We start from the raw sequence: 17,045 nt of genomic DNA, 5'->3' as shown, positions 1-17,045 counted from the left end.
ACACAAGGCCATGGCCGGACTGACCGCCCCGCTGCTGGGACTGCAAAAGAAGAGCCTGCGCGAGCAGGCTCTCTCGGCGCTGAGGACCGCCATCACCAGCGGCGAGCTGGAACCCGGGCGGCACTTGGTGGAGACCGAGCTGTCCGAGATGCTCCAGATCAGCCGGGGGACGCTCCGCGAGGCGCTGCGCCAGCTGGAGCAGGAAGGCCTTGTCTCTGCAGGGCCCCGCGGCCGGCTCTCGGTCCGCCATCTGGACGAAAAGGAGATCCGGGACATTTACGCCGTCCGGGCCGCGCTGGAATCCCTGGCGGCAAGGACACTCTGCGAGTTGCCGGACCGGCAGCACGTCACCGAATCCCTGCACAAAGCCATCGACGCCATGACCGCCGCGACCAGCGGAAGCCTGGAGGACCGGATCGAGTCGGACCTCGAATTCCACCGCACCCTCTGCCGTTTGACCGGCAATGAAACACTCCTGCACTCCTGGGAATCACTGGAGGGCTCCATCCGGATGTCCATCATGTTCGCGGGCTTGGAAAAGGGCGTCAGCAATATGAGCGTGGACCGGCACAACGACATCGTCGCCGCCATCGATACCGGCGACGCATCCCTGGCCCGGAAGACCATCCTCGAGCACATGGACGCAGCCGCAGCCAACCTCGTGGCGTAGTGGCCGGCGGCGCCTGGGGCCTCCCGCGGTCGCGCTAGTCCGTCCTCAAAGCCCTCTAGTCGCGGGAATCCCTGCGACTTTCCGACCGTTAACCTACTGTGCGGTAAATTACTGCACCACCCGTTAACGAGGGATTGAATGAGCACCAAGTTTGAATCAGTCGAGGACGATGCCGGGAAAGTCACCCGTTATGCCCGCCATGCCAACGGCGGCGGCCTCGTCGCCCCCGGGGCTATCGTTGCCGAAAGCGCCCGGATTGGCCGGATGACGTACGTGGAGCACGGCGCGCAGGTCGGATCGGGCTCCCTGGTCGGGCATGGCAGCTGGATCGACCGTGACGCGAAGGTTGGAGACCGGACGGTGATCGGCGATGGTGTGCGCATCGGCCGTGGCACCGTGATCGGAAACCGCGTGCACGTCGGCAGCCACTCCCGCATTGGTTCCGGCGTCCTGATTGAGCACGGGGTGCAGCTGCATGCGGACAGTACAGTTCACGATGGCGAGCAGGTGCTGTCAGGCTCCCAGGAGCCGGGCCGCAGCGCACCGGGCAAGAACCGCCGGCACCGGAAGGCTAAGGGCCGGATCGCAGCCTGACCTGGCGGTGTGCCCGGGCCGCGGTGCGCCCTCTCAGCGTCCCGGCAGCCCACGCAGCTAGCAGCAGGGCAACCAGGAGCAGGCCGGCCTCACCCAAATCGACGGATCCCAGCCATAGCGTCACAGGGTCCTCCAGTGAAAACACGGCGTTGAAGAAGCCGCCCAGCGTGACCACTGAGATGAAGAGCGCTGACACCGCCGAAATCCCGGTGACCAGGGCGTTGAATCCCAGCTTCCGCTGCGGGTCGGCCAGGGCCGAGCGGTACATCCTCATCATGGCCATTCCGTTGAGCGAATCGCAGAGCGTCATCGCGGCAGCGAACGCCAGCGGCAGGGCAAGCAGGGCGAAAGGCGGCACCCCGGCCAGCGAGGCCGCCGTCGTCATCATCAGCAGGCCGATGGTGGTGGCGGTGTCGAAGCCCAGCCCGAACAGGAAACCGATCACGTAGATGTTCCGGGGCCGGCGCACTCCGGACAGCGGCCTGGCGAGGAGCCGCGCCACGAGTCCCCGGGGTTCCAGGTCCGATGGGTCGGCAGCGGCGGCACCGGCCCGGGCACGGCGGTAGGCGCGGGCCGTGCGGGCGAAGGCGGAGCCGTTGAACAGGCCCATGGCCAGAAGGAACAGCCCGGACACGCCGCTCCCGATCAGACCGAGCGCCAGGTTCCCGGTGGTTCCTTCCTGCATGAACTGGCCCACCACGGCGGCGCCTGCGATGACCAGCACGCCTGCCAGGGTGACCACCGAGCTGTGGCCCAGACTGAAGGCAAAGCCCACACTCACCGGGTCCTGCCGTTGAGCCACGAACTTCCGGGTGGAGTTGTCGATCGCGGCAAGGTGGTCCCAGTCGTAGCTGTGCTTCACCCCGGCAAGGTAGGCGGTGCCAACCAGCCCCCACGTCAGCACCTGCGAACCATCCGGTGCGGCGTTGCCGGCCAGCAGGAGTACCACGGCGGCCGCATGCAGGGCGGCCACCGCACCGAAGGTGAAGAGCACGCGGGTCCGCAACGGCAACGTTTCCCGTGTCCGGTACAGCGTGGCGATGTGGGCTACGGCCGTCATCAGTGCTTCCTCAGGTTTAGCGGTCCCTGCCCGTACCAGCGTTCCCGCAGGAGGTTGGCGCAGGCTGTAAGCAGGCGGTTCAGTTCTCCGGTGCTGTTCGAAAGGGCGCGCAGCACAAGCCCGGTGGTTCCCGCCACGGTTTGCGTCAGGGAGATACCGCTCAAGGCTTTGTATGCCCCTGTGAGCCGGTGCAGTTCATCGGCGAGCGCCTGGTCAACCCGGCAATCCACCACGATTACCGAGCCCAGGTGGCTGAAGCCTTCCATGAACCCGAGGCCTGTGACATCCCCACCCGGTGGCCGGATGAGGAGGTTGTCCAGCGCCAGCAGCTCCGGCTCGCCGGTGCCGCTTTGTACCTGGATTTCGTTCCGCAGCCGGACTTCCTCGTACCGGAAGGCAGCGCCGTCCGGGGACCAGCCCGGCGTCACCACTTCCGCCATTAGTAGGCACGACGACGGCCGGACAGTAATGTGCGTCCGCTGCCGGTAGCTGGCCTCCCGGTAGGCGATGAGCTGGTCAGGAACGAGTTCCAGCCGTGCCCCCTCCCCCAGCCGCACAGTCATCCGCTGCTCGGCGAAGGAGCCAGGAGTGCGGTAGACCTTGGTGGCGGACTGGGTGGTCAGCAGCAGGTCCGCCCCGTCCCCCACCTCGACATCAAGGACAAAGAGGTCCGCCCCCAGATAGGCCCCGCCAGGATTGACGACGACATAGGAAACCTGCCCCGAATTATCGAGGTAATGAGGGCGTAAAACTCGAAGAGCCCCTTCGTGGAACTGGCGCGAGGCAACCGACCTGCTGCCCCGCACTCCTATATCCAGCTCCAAACGCCCTCGCACGGGGCGAGTAGCGGTCGCGGGTGAAGGTGCGTCGGCGACGGAACTGGTGGACATCACAAGGCCAAATCAAGCATCAGGACGTCGTGGCGTATCCAGTCGATGACCTTGTCCAGCCCTTCGTCTGTTTTCAGGTTCGTAAAGCAGAACGGTTTGGTCCCACGAAATTCCTTGGAGTCCCTCTCCATCACGGCGAGATCCGCCCCGACATGCGGAGCGAGGTCCGTTTTGTTGATGATGAAAAGGTCGGACCTGATCATGCCCTGGCCGGCTTTGCGGGGGATTTTTTCCCCCTGGGCCACGTCAATGATGTAGATCGAGAAGTCGACGAGTTCGGGGCTGAAGGTGGCGGAGAGGTTGTCACCGCCGGATTCGACGAAGATCACCTGCACGTCCGGGTGCCGGGCCTTGAGTTCCTCGATCGCCGCCGTATTCATGGAGGTGTCTTCGCGGATGGCGGTGTGCGGGCAGCCGCCGGTTTCCACGCCGATGATACGGTCCACGGGCAGGATGCCATTGGCGGCGAGGATTTTGGCGTCCTCGATGGTGTAGATGTCGTTGGTGATGGCGGCCATGGAGATTTCTGCACTCATGTGCCGGGTGAGCCTCTCCACCAGCTGCGTCTTGCCTGCGCCGACGGGTCCGCCGATGCCAATCTTGATGGGTTCAGTCATGGTGTCCTCCTAATGAAGTCAAAAGCACAGTTAGCTCATGAACATCCGGGCACGCTGGCGTTCGTGCCGCATTTGCGAAATTTCGAGTCCCGGGCTGACGGCACCGAAGTCGTCCGGCGTGAGATGCCTTATCTGCTCGACGGCGGCAGCCACGCCGTCGGCCGCTTGCCGCAGCAGCCGCTGCCCCGCGTTCTGGCCAAGCGGGATGGCACGGACCGCGTTCTGCGTCAGGGAGGTGACGGCGGCGAACAGGTAGGCGCCAAGAGCCTCCTCCAGCGGCACCCCCAGGGAACGGGCGACGACGGCGAACGCGAGCGGCTGGTGCCCGGCCGCCCGGTGTGTGGTCACCAGGTCCCGGTACAGTTCCAGCTCCGCCGACGGAAAGACTTCCGCCCCGATTTCGAGCAGCCGGCAACCCATCTTGCAACTGGCCGCCCGGACCTGCCGAGGGAGGAGCGACGCAGAAAGCAGCGAATCCAGCTCCGCAACATCCCAGCGCTCATAAAGAAGCCGAACGGCCAACCCATCGGAGTGAGTCAGCTGCTGGGAGATGAACGCATCAAGCCACAGTCCAAAGGACCTTTCATCTGACACGAGCTCCCGCTCGATGTAGGTCTCAAATCCAAGCGAGTGCGCAAAAGCCCCCGTAGGAAGAGCGGAATCAGTCAGCTGCTGCAGTGCCAGCTGGTGTTTAGTGGCTGTGTTCAGCATGACGGAAAGACACAGGCATCACGCGTTCCTGGCGGGTATAAGGCACGGCGGTGTGGCGGAGGTAGTCCTCGACCGTGTGGTCGTAGGCACACACCATGACCTCGGCCCCGTACTCCGAGGCCACGTCGAAGAACTGCGCCTGCAGGTGCCGGTTACCGAGGGAGTGTGCCACGACGCCCATCTCGTGAATGGTCCGGGGCGCGATCACCAGGACGTCGGTGGGCAGCACGGACACCACGATCATGTTCGACTTTTCCAAATGGAGGATGTCGCCGTCGCGCAGGTCGCCGGAGCCGGAGGGCAGGCGGATGCCAATTTCCTTGCCGTGGTCGGTGGTGGCCCGCTGGATCCGCTTGACCAGCTGGGTGCTGGGCAGCATTACCTTTTCCTGGTGCAGGTTGGCGTAGGCGTGCGGGTCAGGCAGCTCGTGGAGGTTGCCGAGGACTTTGTCGATGATCACGTGGTTCTCCGGAGTCGCAGTTCTAGAAGAGGAAGTAGCGCTGGGCCATGGGCAGCACGTCGGACGGCTCGCAGGTGACGTCCTCGCCGTCGACCTTGACCTGGTAGGTTTCCGGGTCCACCTGGATTTCGGGGGTAGCGTCGTTGTACTTGAGGTCGGCTTTGGTGAGGGTACGGATTCCGGAGACAGGACGGATGACCTTCTCCAGCCTCAGCTGTTCGGGGACGCCGGCGTCGATCGCGGCCTGGGACAGGAACGTGATGGAGGACTGCTGCAGTGCCTTGCCGGACGCGGCGAACATCGGCCGCATGGTGCGGGGCTGCGGGGTGGGGATGGAGGCGTTGGCATCGCCCATCAGCGCGTAGGCAATCTGGCCGCCTTTGATCACGAGCTCGGGTTTCACGCCGAAGAACGCCGGATCCCACAGCACCAGGTCCGCGAACTTGCCCACCTCCACCGAGCCCACGGAGTCCGCGATGCCCTGGGCTATGGCGGGGTTGATGGTGTACTTGGCCACGTAGCGCTTGATCCGGAAGTTGTCGCTGCCCGGACCCAAGCCTGCTTCCGAACCGTGCGTGCCGCCGTCGTCATCCGTCAAAACGCCGCGCTGTTTCTTCATCTTGTCCGCCACCTGCCAGGTGCGGGTGATGACCTCGCCCACCCGGCCCATCGCCTGGGAGTCGGAGGAGGTGATGGAGAAGATACCCAGGTCCTGCAGCACGTCCTCGGCGGCGATAGTCTCGGCCCGGATCCGGGAATCGGCAAAGGCGACATCCTCGGGGATGTCCGGGTTCAGGTGGTGGCACACCATCAGCATGTCCAGGTGCTCTTCGATGGTGTTGCGCGTGTAAGGCAGCGTGGGGTTGGTGGAGGCCGGCAGGACGTTTGGCATTCCGGCGATTTTGATGATGTCCGGGGCATGCCCGCCGCCGGCCCCCTCCGTATGGAAGGTGTGGATAACGCGGCCGCCGATGGCGCGAATGGTGTCCTCCACAAAGCCGCACTCGTTCAGCGTGTCCGTGTGGATGGCCACCTGGACGTCGTACTCATCCGCCACCTTCAGTGAGGTGTCGATGGACGAGTGCGTGGAGCCCCAGTCCTCGTGCACTTTCAGTCCAACGGCACCGGCACGGATCTGCTCAGCAAGGGGTTCGACGGCGGACGCGTGGCCTTTGCCGAACAGGCCAATGTTCATGGGGAAGCCTTCAGCCGCCTGCAGCATCCGCTGGATGTGCCACTTCCCGGGCGTCACCGTGGTGGCCTTGGTACCTTCGGCCGGGCCGGTGCCGCCACCGATCATGGTGGTCACACCGCTGGTGAGGGCGGCGGGGATCTGGTCCGGGGAGATGAAGTGGATGTGGGTGTCCACTCCGCCGGCGGTGAGGATCTTGCGCTCGCCCGCGATGATTTCGGTGCTGGCGCCGATCACAATATCCACGCCATCGGTGATCTGCGGATTGCCCGCTTTGCCGATCCTGAAGATGTGGCCGTCTTTCAATGCCACATCAGCCTTGTAGATCCCGGTGTAGTCCAGGATCACGGCGTTGGTGATGACGGTATCGGGGACGTCCTGGTCCCGCGTCACCTGGCCGTTCTGGCCCATGCCGTCGCGGATCACCTTGCCGCCGCCAAACACCACCTCCTCCCCGTACACAGTGAGGTCCTTCTCGATCTCAAGGAACAGGTCGGTGTCCGCAAGACGGATGGCGTCACCTGTCGTCGGGCCGTACAGGTCCGCGTACTGGCGGCGGGGAATCTCGAAGCTCACTTGCCGTCCCCTTTCGTGACAGATTCGCCCAAGCGGGTGCCGCCGTCGAGCTTTCCGTTGACCGCATTGCTAAGGCCATAAACCTCGCGGCCGCCCGCAAGTTCAATCAGGCGAACGTTCCGGGAGTCCCCCGGTTCAAACCGCGCCGCAGTCCCGGCCGGGATATCCAGCCGGCGCCCGTGTGCGGCCGGACGGTCGAAGTCCAGCGCGGCGTTCGCCTCGGCGAAGTGGTAGTGCGAGCCCACCTGGACCGGACGGTCGCCGGTGTTGGTGACGACGACGTCAATCGCCCCGCGCCCCGCATTCGCCGTCACCGGTTCGGCGCGAAGGACGTACTCTCCTGGGATCATTGCCTGCCTCTTCAGCGGATGGGGCCGTGGACGGTGACGAGCTTGGTGCCGTCAGGGAACGTCGCTTCGATCTGCACGTCGTGGATCATCTCGGGCACTCCCTCCATGACGTCCTCCCGGCCCAGCAGGGTGGTCCCGTAGCTCATGAGGTCGGCGACACTGCGGCCGTCCCGGGCGCCCTCAATGAGCTCATAGCTGATGACGGCCACGGCCTCGGGGTAGTTGAGCTTGAGCCCGCGAGCCTGGCGGCGCCGGGCGAGGTCGGCGGCCACCACGATCAGAAGTTTTTCCTGCTCACGCGGCATCAAATGCATCTGGGTCCCTTCAACGGGCCGCCTGTCGGCGGCATGGGACCCACAGTAGGTTGCAGAAGTTTCCGCGAGGTTTCAGTTTTGTTAGCGGCTGCTCTCCACTTGCAGGTCGCAAGCATCGCGCTGAGTCTGCGCAGGGTTCGGCGCCGGAAAGGCGATGACGACGGCGTTTCGCCGGGACCGCCGTCGTCCGCTTAAGAAGGCGGGGACTCAGCGGGCGAGCCGCGCCAGGATCTCGTCGGTGGACTGGACTGGCTGCCGGTAACTGGTGGAGAGGATGCGCAGCATGTCCGCGGCGTCCTGGTTGTCCTCCGAGGCCATGGCATCCTTGGCATAGGTGGCCCGGATGTTGTGGGCGAAGGCGTCCGCCCCCGTCTGGGCGATGCAGTTATGCGTGGAAACCCCGGCGAGCACCACCTCGTCGGCGCCCCAGTTCCGCAGTCGGGACAGCAGGTTGGTGCCCACGAAGGCGCTGTCCCGGGTCTTGTTCAGCTGCGGCAGTCCGTTTATCGCGAGGCCGGGGACAGCCTGCGCCTGCTCGCTGCCGCGGAAGATGAAGCCCTGGTCGTCATCGAGCATGTTCAGGCTCCAGGTTGACTTGTCCCGCTCGTGCTCCGTACCCACAAACAACGCCTTGTGCCCGCTTGCCTTGAACGCCTCCAGCAATCTGTTGCACGACGCGACCATCTGCTCCTGCTGCGCGGCAAGTTCGGGCGCCTCAAAAAAAGCGTTCTGCATGTCGATGACAAGAAGTGCAATCACGTGACACCTTTCCCTCGTTGAGCTTTGGAGGGTAGGTACCCGTAGTTGGCCGGGCGAAACCTACGGGGCCGACTCGCGGACCTGCAGCCGGAAGCCGGCTTCCACGTGCACGCCCCCGCCGGAGCTTTCCCGCCCCTCAACCCGGTCAATCAGCAGGCCGATGGAGCGCTCTGCGATCTCCTCCATCCCCGGCGAAACCGTGGTCAGCGAGGGGGAGGCGAACCGGGCCTCGTCGATGTCATCGAAACCAGCTACGGCAACCTCCTGGGGAACCCGGACGCCGCGGATCAGGAGCCCGTGCAGGGCGCCGAGGGCCAAGACGTCGTTCAAGCCGAACACTGCGTCAAACTCCACTCCCTGGTCCAGGAGCCCGGCCACGGCGGCGGCCCCATTGTCCCGGCGCCATTCACAGGGGGCGATCAACGCGGGGTCGAACGGTACCCCTGCCTGGTCCAGCGCCTTCCGGTAACCGTTGAGCCGCAGGCCCGCGCTGCCCGCGGATTCGCCGGGATGGGCACCGATTACGGCAACCCGGCGCCGGCCGCCGGACAGCAGATGGCCGGTGAGGGCGGCGGCGGCTTCCTCGTTCTTCATGGTCACCAGGTCGAAGCGGGAATCGAGGATGTGTTCACCCAGCAACACCAACGGCTTCCCGCCCGAACGGGCGGCGATGGCATCGGCGTCGATCATCAGGGGCGTGAACAGCAGCCCGTCGGTGAGCTGGCGGAACGGACCCTGGAGGGCGTTAAGTTCCACGTCCGCCACCGCGTCCGACTGTTCCACGAGCACGCGGTAGCCGCGCCGGGATGCCGCCTTCATCAGCCTCGAGGCCAGCTCCGCGTAGTAGGGGGCGGAAAGATCGGACAGGACAAGGCCCAGCATTTTGGTTTTACCGGACCGCAGGCTCCGCGCGGTCAGGTTCGCCTCATAGCCCAGTTCCGCGATGGCGTCCTGGACTCGCTGCTTGGTGGCCGGACGGATGAACTCATAGTCGTTCAGCACATTGGATACAGTCTTGAGCGACACCCCCGCCGCCCTCGCAACGTCATTCATGGTGACCGCCATCATGGCTCCTTCGTGTGGTTCCGCAAGTTCCTGCCATACATCGTTGCAGACGCCAGCACCCTCAGGGCAACCAGGAGCGTCACGCCAGAAACGGCGGTCGCCGCAAGCGTATGGAAGGTCAGGCTTTCGCCGCCTTCGCAGCTGCCTTGGCGGCCTGCTTGCTGGCGCGTACCTTCACCAGGGACTCCGGATCCACGATGTCCGCCACCGAGAGGTAGGAGCCTTCTTCCCCGTAGTGCCCGGCAGCTTCACGCCAGCCCGGCGCCTGGAGCCCGCGCTGCTTGCCCAGCAGTGCCAGGAAGATCTTTGCCTTCTGCTCGCCGAATCCGGGTAGAGCCTTCAGCCGGCGCAGCACTTCAGCACCGTCCGGGTCGCCTTTGGTCCAGATCGCGGTGGCGTCACCGTCCCACTCGTCCTGCACCGCTTCAGCGAGCGCCTGCACGCGGGCGGCCATTGACCCGGGGAAGCGATGGACAGCAGGCCGTTCCTTGAACACCTCAACAAAGGCCTGCGGGTCATGCCCGGCGACTGCCTCCGGGGTGATGGACCCGATCCTTGCCTTGATCTTTTCCGGCCCGGCAAAGGCGGACTCCATGGTGACCTGCTGGTCCAGCAGCATGCCGGTCAGCAACGCAAACGCGTCCTCACTCAACAGCTTGTCGGCAGCGGGGTCCCCGGTGATGTGCAGCTCCATGCCGTCCATCCTCCCAGAGGAGGGCCGCCGTCGTCATGCGGCCCTCCCGCCTAGGAGTTTTGTCCAGGTATGCAGGCCTAACCGCCTTTTATGCCGGCATACCTCGACAAAAACTTACTGAGGTGCTACTCGCCCACTGCCAGTCGGATCATGGACCAGGACACCGCAGGCAACTGCGCGGTGAGCCGGCCGCCGTCGGCCTTCACGGAGGTGTTCTCCGACGGCAGCACGGACGTCGCATCGTCGGCCGTGGCCTGCCAGTACGGATCCTTGTTGGCGTACGTGAGAGCCTCCACCACGCGGACGTCGCCCAGGCCGGACACCACGGCGTCCAGTCCCAGCTCATCCGTGGCCGACCGGTTGACGGCGAACACCACGGCCTCGCCCTTGCCGGCGTCGTAGGTTCCGACGGCGGACACCGCGGCAAAGTCCGTGGTTTTGCCGCCGCTGACCAGCGGGGATTCGACGGCGAGCTGCAGCACGGTGCCGGACGCGTGGCGGGACGTGAGGGCGAAGGGGTGGAACGTGGTCTGCTTCCAGGCACGGCCGCCGGGCTCGGTCATGATCGGCGCGATCACGTTGACCAGCTGCGCCAGGCTCGCGGAGTGGACGCGGTCGGTGTTCTTGAGCAGGGTGACCAGCAGGTCACCGACGACGACGGCGTCCGCCACAGTGTAGGTGTCCTCCAGCAGGACGGGGCCCACCGGCCAGTCCCTGCCGGTGGGTACGCGGGACTCGTCCCGGCTCATGTGCCACACGTTCCACTCATCGAAGGAAATGTTGACCTGCTTCGTGGACTTCTTCACCGACTTCACATGGTCAATGTGGCTTACGAGGTCGTGGATAAATGCTTCCATGCGGTGGCCTGCGGAGAGGTGTTCCTGCAGGTCGCCGAAGTCCTCGAAGTACTGGTGTGCGGAGATCAGGTCCACCAGCTCGTAGGTTTCGGAGAGGACAACGCGTTCCCATTCGCCGAAGGTGCTCATGGTGGGTCCGGAGCTGCCGCAGGCCACGAGTTCCAGGTCCGGCTCGATCATCCGCATGCCCCGGGCAGTGTCCGCTGCCAGCCTGCCGTATTCCCGGGCGTTCTTGTGGCCGATCTGCCAGGGGCCATCCATCTCGTTGCCGAGGCACCACATTTTGATGCCGTAGCCGTTCTCCGCACCATTGGCCCTGCGCTGGTCGGAAAAGGCGGTGCCGCCGTCGATGTTGCAGTACTCCAGCAGGTCAAGGGCCTCCTGCGTGCCGCGGGTGCCCAGGTTCACGGCCATCATGGTTTCGACGCCGGCCTTGGCTGACCACTTTGCGAACTCGTCCACGCCCACCAGGTTGGGATCAGTGGAGTGCCAGGCAAGGTCCAGCCGGACCGGCCGCCTATCCGCCGGGCCAACGCCGTCCTCCCAGCGGTAGCCGGAGACGAAATTGCCGCCCGGGTAGCGGATGGTGGATACTCCCAGTTCGCGGGTCAGTTCCAACACATCCGCACGGAAGCCGTCCTCGTCTGCCAGGGGGTGGTCCGGCTCAAAGATGCCGGTGTACACACAGCGGCCAAGGTGCTCCACGAAGGCACCGAAAGTGCGCCGCCGGACCGGTCCCACTGCAAAGGCGGGATCCATGGTGATCTTGGCGGCGGTTGGTTCTGCAGCGGTCACGAAAACGTCCTCGTTTCTTTTACAACGTTATAGAAATATTGTTGATGCTGCCGTCCCAAGAGTCAAGCGATCTGGATGGGGACTTGCCGGGCAGCACCCCTGCGGGTCCGCCAGGCATTCGCTCAAGGCAGCGCTGCACTGACCTGCGGCAATGCTGTAAACGGCCGGATGCAGCTGGAATCCAAGTACTACCTAATCTCAAATTCGGGTACTGCTTACGCATTCTCCCCGCACTGCAGCCGAATTAGGTTTTTCTAAGAGACAAGACCTTTCCTGGTCGTAGTACTGGCTCACTAGGGGGTGTGAGACTGCAATGCACAGACGAGGGATAGGCTCCGGTTTCCCGGTCCACAGGACTCGGGCAATAGGCGGGGCCGGCGACGAGGAGGCCTTTGAGACCAAGGCCTCTCCCCCAGCCGTCGCCGGCCCTCTTCGTTCCCAGCACAAGCCGGACCACCGGCAGCCGCAGTCAGGAGAGACCCCTGCGGGGGCCGGAAGCCATGAAGGCATCCTGCTTGACCTGGTGACCGGCACCCACGGCCTGCGCGAATCCCTTGACCGGCTCGCTGCGGCCACTGTCCAGGCAGTTTCCCGGGCAACAGGCCTGCAGGTCGATTGTGGAGTGGTGGTTCACCAGCCGAAGCGGAACCCGGCCGTAACCGGCACCTCCGATGAGGTGATCGAGCTCCTGGAGCACGAACAGGACTTTGAGGAAGGTCCCCTCTATGAGGTACTGGCCGGCGGCCATCCCGTGGCTGTGCTGCAACGGAACGCGGATTTCCGCTGGCCGCGGTACTCCAGGCATTTGCAGATGGCTGGATTCGGCAGCGCCATGGGGGTGCGGCTCCGGGTAGGACATGGTGCCGCAGGAACCGAGGGCGCAGGAGGCTCCACGCCTGACCACGAAGCCGGCGCCGGGGGGACGGCAGCAGGACTGGCACTTTTTGCCCAGGATGCCAAAGCATTCCCGCTGCAGGTCATAGCGGAGGTACGCACCTTCGCCGGGCTTGCGGCGAAGAGCCTCGACATGGCCATTGAACTCCATGCCGCCAAGTCCATGGCCGCGGACCTGCGCTCGGCCCTGGACAGCCGCACCTCCATCAATGTCGCCTGCGGAGTGATCATGGCCCAGAACAGGTGCTCGTACCACGAGGCCTTCTCCATCCTGGCCAAGGCTTCAAGCCACCGGAACATCAAGGTCCGGCAGGTGGCCGAGGATATCCTGGAACGGCTGCCCGAGGGTCCCCCGCGGGCCCACTTCGGCCACTAGCCGCCGATTATCCTGCCAGCCGTAGCCAGACCTGTGCCCTGACAGCTGAACAGGATGGCTTAACGCTAGATCCCGCTGGCCAGCCGGTAGTAGGCGGCGTTCCAGTTCAAGTCCTTCTTGAACTGCCGGACGGTGGTTCCCTCATCGATGGTCAGCAGTTCGGTTTTGGCGATTTCTGCGAAGTCCTCGAAGACCTCCATCCCCACCTGGGTCGAGAGCACGGTGTGGTGTGCGGCGCCGGCGGTGAGCCAGGCGGCAGCGGACGTGGCGAAGTCCGGCTTGGGCTGCCAGAGTGCACGGGCCACGGGCAGGTTGGGCAACGGCTGGCCCAGGGGGACCACGTCGACGGCGTTAGCCACCAGGCGGAACCGGTCCCGCATGTCTGACAGGGCGACGACGACGCCCGGGGAGGCATCGGCGTCGAACACCAGGCGCACCGGGTCCTCCTTGCCGCCGATGCCCAGCGGGTGGATTTCCAGCCGCGGCTTGTCGGCCGTCAGGGAGGGGCAGACCTCCAGCATGTGCGCGCCCAGGATCTTTTCCGCTCCCGGTTCCAGGTGGTAGGTGTAGTCCTCCATCAGCGAGGCGCCGCCGGGCAGGCCGGCGCCCATCACCTTGGCGGCCCGCACCAGGATGGCCGTCTTCCAGTCCCCTTCGGCGCCGAAGCCATAGCCCGCGGCCATCAGCCGCTGGACCGCAAGGCCGGGAAGCTGGCGGAGCGCGCCGAGGTCCTCGAAGGAAGTGGTGAACGCCGCCGAGCCGTTCGCTTCCAGGAAGCTGCGCAGGCCCAGTTCGATCCGGGCCCCGTAGCGCAACGATTCGTGCCGGGCCGCCCCCGCGCGGAGCTCCGGCACCACGTCATAAACGTCCTCGTACTCGGCAACCAGGGTGTCGACGTCAGACTCCTCCGCGCCGTGCACGGCGTCGCCGAGCTCGTTCACGGACCAGGTGTTGACAGCGACGCCGAAGCGCAACTCCGCCTCTGTCTTGTCGCCCTCGGTGACGGCGACGTTGCGCATGTTGTCGCCGAAGCGGGTCAGCTTCAGGGTGCGGACCGCGGCCCAGCCGGCGGCGGCACGCTGCCATGACCCCACCTGCCGCGCCACCTCGGGGTTGGAGACGTGTCCGACGACGGTCTTCCGGGCGATGCCCAGGCGGGACTGGATGTACCCGAACTCACGGTCGCCGTGCGCTGCCTGGTTGAGGTTCATGAAGTCGAAGTCGATGTCCGCCCACGGCAGGTCGCGATTGGCCTGGGTGTGCAGGTGCAGCAGCGGCTTGCGGAGCAGGTCCAGGCCCTGGATCCACATCTTGGCGGGGCTGAAGGTGTGCATCCAGGCGGTGACACCGATGACGGAATCATCCGAGTTCGCCTCCAGTGCCGTGCGGCGGATGGCCTCCGAGTCCGTCAGGACCGGCTTCCAGACAATCCGCACAGGAACGGCGGAGCTCGCGTTGAGCTGGGTGGCGATCTCCTGCGACTGGGCGGCGACCTGTTTCAGAACGTCCTCCCCGTAGAGGTGCTGGCTGCCGGTGAGGAACCAGATCTCGTAGCCGTCGAGGGAAGTGGATGCTGCGGTGCTCATGGGTTCTCCTGGAAAGTGTGTGGGGCCGGGCGGGCAAGGGCCGGGGCTATTGGCCGTAGACGTTCTGGTAGCGGCTGTAGAGGGAATCAATGTGGCCCTGGTCGATGGGCAGCGGCTCGCCGAGCTGCCGGGCGATGTGGACCGTGCGGGCCACTTCCTCGCACATGACGGCAGCCTTGACGGCAGATTTGGGATCCTTGCCGATGGTAAATGGTCCGTGGTTCTGCATCAGCACCGCCGGGGAATTGGAGTTCTTCAGCGTCTCCACGATGCCGTGGCCAATCGAATCGTCCCCGATCAGCGCGAAGGGCCCCACCGGGATCTCGCCGCCGAACTCGTCACTCATCATGGTCAGCACGCACGGGATCGCCTCCCCGCGGGCTGCCCAGGCGGTGGCGTAGGTGGAGTGGGTGTGCACCACGCCGCCCACCTCGGGCATGTGCCGGTAGACGTAGGCATGGGCAGCAGTGTCCGACGACGGTGACAGCGGCGGGTTGCCCCAGACACCGTCCGCGTTTCCTGGCACGGGCGCGCCATATAGGTCAGTGACCACCATCTGTTCCGGGGTCAGGTCCTGGTAGGAGATGCCGGAGGGCTTGATCACCATCAACTCGTGGCCGGGGACCCTGGCCGAAACATTCCCGGCCGTCCACACCACGAGCCCGTAGCGGGTCAGCTCCGCATGCAGCGCGCACACTTCCTCCCGTACGCGGGCAATCGTTTCCTGAAGTGCCGTGCTCATGCGGACACCTCCACGGCACTCACGGAAGCGGCATCCGAAGCCAAAAGCGGGCCGGCAGCCCTCCGCTGGATTGCCTTAAGCCGATGCATCACATCGTTGGCGCCCCGGCCAAAGTAGTCATGGAGGGTCTTGTACTCCCGGAAAAGCTCCTCGTAGGCGGCCACGTTTGCCGGAATGGGCGTGTACACTTCGCCCGGTTCCGACCCCATGGCTGCTGCCGCTTCCCTGATGTCGGCATATCTGCCGGCGGCGACAGCTGCATGGATTGCCGAACCCAGGGCCGGGCCCTGCGCCGAACCGATCGTGGAAAGCTGCAGTCCTGTGACGTCCGCGTAGATCTGCATCAGCAGGGGGTTCTTGAGCAGGCCGCCGGCCACAATGAACTCCTTCACCGGCACCCCGGCGTCACGGAACGCGTCCACGATGGTCCGGGTGCCGAAGGCGGTCGCTTCCAGCAGTGCCCGGTACGTGTCCTCCGGGCGGGTGGCGAGGGTCTGCCCCACCACGATCCCGGACAGCTCGTGGTCCACCAGCACCGAGCGGTTGCCCGAATGCCAGTCCAGGGCCATGAGCCCGTGTTCGCCGATCACCTGGCGGGAGGCAAGTTCGGTGAGGTACTCGTGGATGCCCAGCCCCGCTTCCTCAGCAGCCTGATGGTATTCGGGCGGAACTCCGTACTTGGTGAACCAGCCGAAGATGTCACCCACCCCGGATTGGCCGGCCTCGTAGCCCCACAGGCCGTCCACGATTCCGCCGTCCACCACGCCGCACATGCCCGGCACTTCGCGCAGTTCGGTGCCGTTCATAACGTGGCAGGTGGAGGTGCCCATGATGGCCACCAGCTGGCCCGGATCCACAGCTTTCGCCGCGGGGGCAGTGACGTGGGCATCCACGTTTCCCACGGCGACGGCGATGCCTTCCGGGAGGCCGGTCCATGCCGCTGCCTCCGCGGTGAGGGTGCCGGCAGCGTCGCCCAGCCGGCCGATGGTGTGGTCCAGCTTGCTGCTGACAAAGTCCTTGAAATCAGGGTTCAGCTCAGCCAGGAAGTCCTCCGACGGGTAGCTCCCGTCCTGGTAAATGCCCTTGTACCCTGCGGTGCAGGCATTCCGGACATACAGGCCGCAGAGCTGCCAGACGATCCAGTCCGCAGCCTCCACCCAGTGGTCCATCTCCGCGTAAGCTTCCGGGTCCTCTTCAAGGAGCTGCAGTCCCTTGGCGAACTCCCATTCGGAGGAGATGAGCCCGCCATACCGGGGAAGCCATTCTTCGCCGCGCTCGGCGGCCAGCTTGTTAATCCGGTCCGCCTGCGGTTGCGCCGCGTGGTGGCGCCACAGCTTCACATACGCGTGAGGGCGGTTCCGGAAGCGGTCCAGCTCGTTCAGCGGCGTGCCGTCGGCCGCGACCGGCACCATGGTGCAGGCGGTGAAGTCAGTGGCAATTCCGACGACGGCAGCCAGGTCGATACCGGCGTCGGCGACGGCGGCGGGCACTGCGTTGCGGAGAACGTCGCGGTAGTCGTTGGGCACCTGAAGGGCCCACTCCCCGGGAAGCCGGAGGATTTTTCCATCAGCCCCACGGCCAGCCACATCCTCAGGCAGGGCATCGGTCACCACCGCGTGGGGATAGTCATAAACTCCGCTGCCGAGTTCCTTGCCGTCGCGTACCCGCACCACCACTGCCCGGCCCGAGAGCGTTCCATAGTCAACACCGATGACAAAGGCATCCGGGGCGTCCACTGCGTCCATAAAACTTCCTCCGTAGCTACCGCGACTGTGCGGTTTGCATATCAGTGTGAGCGCTAACAACAAGGAAGTCAACAGCAGAATTGCGGCACGGGCTGGGA

18 protein-coding genes are annotated in these 17,045 nt (G+C 65.2%); 3 read left to right on the top strand and 15 right to left on the bottom strand.

The window, feature by feature from the left end; all coding sequences use genetic code 11:
* The first annotated feature begins 10 nt into the window (after window positions 1-10).
* Window positions 11-670, top strand: a complete 660-nt coding sequence (locus tag FDW81_RS02635; protein ID WP_138132561.1) for a GntR family transcriptional regulator — start codon at window positions 11-13, stop codon at window positions 668-670.
* A 138-nt stretch (window positions 671-808) separates the two neighbouring features.
* Window positions 809-1,264 carry a transferase gene (locus FDW81_RS02630; protein WP_138132560.1) on the top strand — a complete coding sequence of 152 codons (456 nt, stop codon included), beginning with the start codon at window positions 809-811 and terminating at the stop codon, window positions 1,262-1,264.
* On the opposite strand, the gene FDW81_RS02625 is transcribed toward FDW81_RS02630, so the two are convergent.
* The 12 genes from FDW81_RS02625 to FDW81_RS02570 all read right to left on the bottom strand — a co-directional run bounded on the left by FDW81_RS02625 (window position 1,242) and on the right by FDW81_RS02570 (window position 11,568).
* On the bottom strand, window positions 1,242-2,324 hold the full coding sequence (locus FDW81_RS02625) for a HoxN/HupN/NixA family nickel/cobalt transporter (RefSeq protein ID WP_138132559.1): 1,083 nt from the start codon (window positions 2,322-2,324) through the stop codon (window positions 1,242-1,244). The genes FDW81_RS02630 and FDW81_RS02625 overlap by 23 nt on opposite strands.
* Window positions 2,324-3,214, bottom strand: coding sequence for an urease accessory protein UreD (locus FDW81_RS02620; RefSeq protein ID WP_138132640.1), 891 nt, complete (start codon window positions 3,212-3,214; stop codon window positions 2,324-2,326). Before FDW81_RS02620 ends, FDW81_RS02625 begins: the two co-directional genes overlap by 1 nt.
* Complete coding sequence (gene ureG / locus FDW81_RS02615; RefSeq protein ID WP_138132558.1) at window positions 3,214-3,831, bottom strand: urease accessory protein UreG; 618 nt, start codon at window positions 3,829-3,831, stop codon at window positions 3,214-3,216. The genes FDW81_RS02620 and ureG overlap by 1 nt, the downstream gene beginning before the upstream one ends.
* A gap of 30 nt (window positions 3,832-3,861) precedes the next feature.
* Window positions 3,862-4,542, bottom strand: coding sequence for an urease accessory protein UreF (locus FDW81_RS02610; RefSeq protein ID WP_138132557.1), 681 nt, complete (start codon window positions 4,540-4,542; stop codon window positions 3,862-3,864).
* Entirely contained in the window at window positions 4,523-5,002 is a 480-nt protein-coding gene (ureE, locus tag FDW81_RS02605; RefSeq protein WP_138132556.1) for an urease accessory protein UreE, read from the bottom strand. Before ureE ends, FDW81_RS02610 begins: the two co-directional genes overlap by 20 nt.
* Before the next feature lie 22 nt (window positions 5,003-5,024).
* Entirely contained in the window at window positions 5,025-6,770 is a 1,746-nt protein-coding gene (gene ureC, locus FDW81_RS02600) for an urease subunit alpha (RefSeq protein ID WP_138132555.1), read from the bottom strand.
* Window positions 6,767-7,120: an urease subunit beta gene (locus FDW81_RS02595; RefSeq protein ID WP_138132554.1), complete on the bottom strand. Its 354-nt coding sequence runs from the start codon at window positions 7,118-7,120 to the stop codon at window positions 6,767-6,769. Before FDW81_RS02595 ends, ureC begins: the two co-directional genes overlap by 4 nt.
* Window positions 7,121-7,131: 11 nt before the next feature.
* The gene (locus FDW81_RS02590; protein ID WP_138132553.1) at window positions 7,132-7,434 is read right to left on the bottom strand and encodes an urease subunit gamma; all 303 of its coding nucleotides are present in this window, start codon (window positions 7,432-7,434) and stop codon (window positions 7,132-7,134) included.
* A gap of 207 nt (window positions 7,435-7,641) precedes the next feature.
* Window positions 7,642-8,193 carry a cysteine hydrolase family protein gene (locus FDW81_RS02585; RefSeq protein WP_138132552.1) on the bottom strand — a complete coding sequence of 184 codons (552 nt, stop codon included), beginning with the start codon at window positions 8,191-8,193 and terminating at the stop codon, window positions 7,642-7,644.
* Between the two features lie 60 nt (window positions 8,194-8,253).
* The gene (locus tag FDW81_RS02580) at window positions 8,254-9,258 is read right to left on the bottom strand and encodes a LacI family DNA-binding transcriptional regulator (RefSeq protein WP_138132551.1); all 1,005 of its coding nucleotides are present in this window, start codon (window positions 9,256-9,258) and stop codon (window positions 8,254-8,256) included.
* Between the two features lie 118 nt (window positions 9,259-9,376).
* Window positions 9,377-9,961, bottom strand: a complete 585-nt coding sequence (locus FDW81_RS02575; protein ID WP_138132550.1) for an HhH-GPD-type base excision DNA repair protein — start codon at window positions 9,959-9,961, stop codon at window positions 9,377-9,379.
* A gap of 116 nt (window positions 9,962-10,077) precedes the next feature.
* A complete protein-coding gene (locus tag FDW81_RS02570; protein WP_138132639.1) occupies window positions 10,078-11,568 on the bottom strand; it encodes an alpha-N-arabinofuranosidase in 1,491 nt (496 codons plus the stop codon).
* A gap of 559 nt (window positions 11,569-12,127) precedes the next feature.
* On the opposite strand from FDW81_RS02570, the gene FDW81_RS02565 reads away from it, so the two are divergent.
* Window positions 12,128-12,874 carry an ANTAR domain-containing protein gene (locus FDW81_RS02565; RefSeq protein ID WP_240719856.1) on the top strand — a complete coding sequence of 249 codons (747 nt, stop codon included), beginning with the start codon at window positions 12,128-12,130 and terminating at the stop codon, window positions 12,872-12,874.
* A 65-nt stretch (window positions 12,875-12,939) separates the two neighbouring features.
* Here the strand turns inward: FDW81_RS02565 and araA are convergent, their stop codons facing one another.
* Genes araA through araB form a run of 3 tightly spaced genes read right to left on the bottom strand, consistent with a single transcriptional unit; the run spans window position 12,940 to window position 16,947 of the window.
* Complete coding sequence (gene araA, locus FDW81_RS02560) at window positions 12,940-14,460, bottom strand: L-arabinose isomerase (protein ID WP_138132549.1); 1,521 nt, start codon at window positions 14,458-14,460, stop codon at window positions 12,940-12,942.
* Between the two features lie 46 nt (window positions 14,461-14,506).
* A complete protein-coding gene (locus FDW81_RS02555; RefSeq protein WP_138132548.1) occupies window positions 14,507-15,202 on the bottom strand; it encodes an L-ribulose-5-phosphate 4-epimerase in 696 nt (231 codons plus the stop codon).
* A complete protein-coding gene (araB, locus tag FDW81_RS02550; RefSeq protein ID WP_138132547.1) occupies window positions 15,199-16,947 on the bottom strand; it encodes a ribulokinase in 1,749 nt (582 codons plus the stop codon). The genes FDW81_RS02555 and araB overlap by 4 nt, the downstream gene beginning before the upstream one ends.
* Window positions 16,948-17,045 lie beyond the last annotated feature (98 nt).

The sequence above is a fragment of the Pseudarthrobacter sp. NamB4 genome (genome assembly GCF_005796185.1).
Lineage (GTDB): Bacteria > Actinomycetota > Actinomycetes > Actinomycetales > Micrococcaceae > Arthrobacter.
Note: the sequence above shows the minus strand (reverse complement) of the source record. Positions and strands in the feature narration are given on the sequence as shown.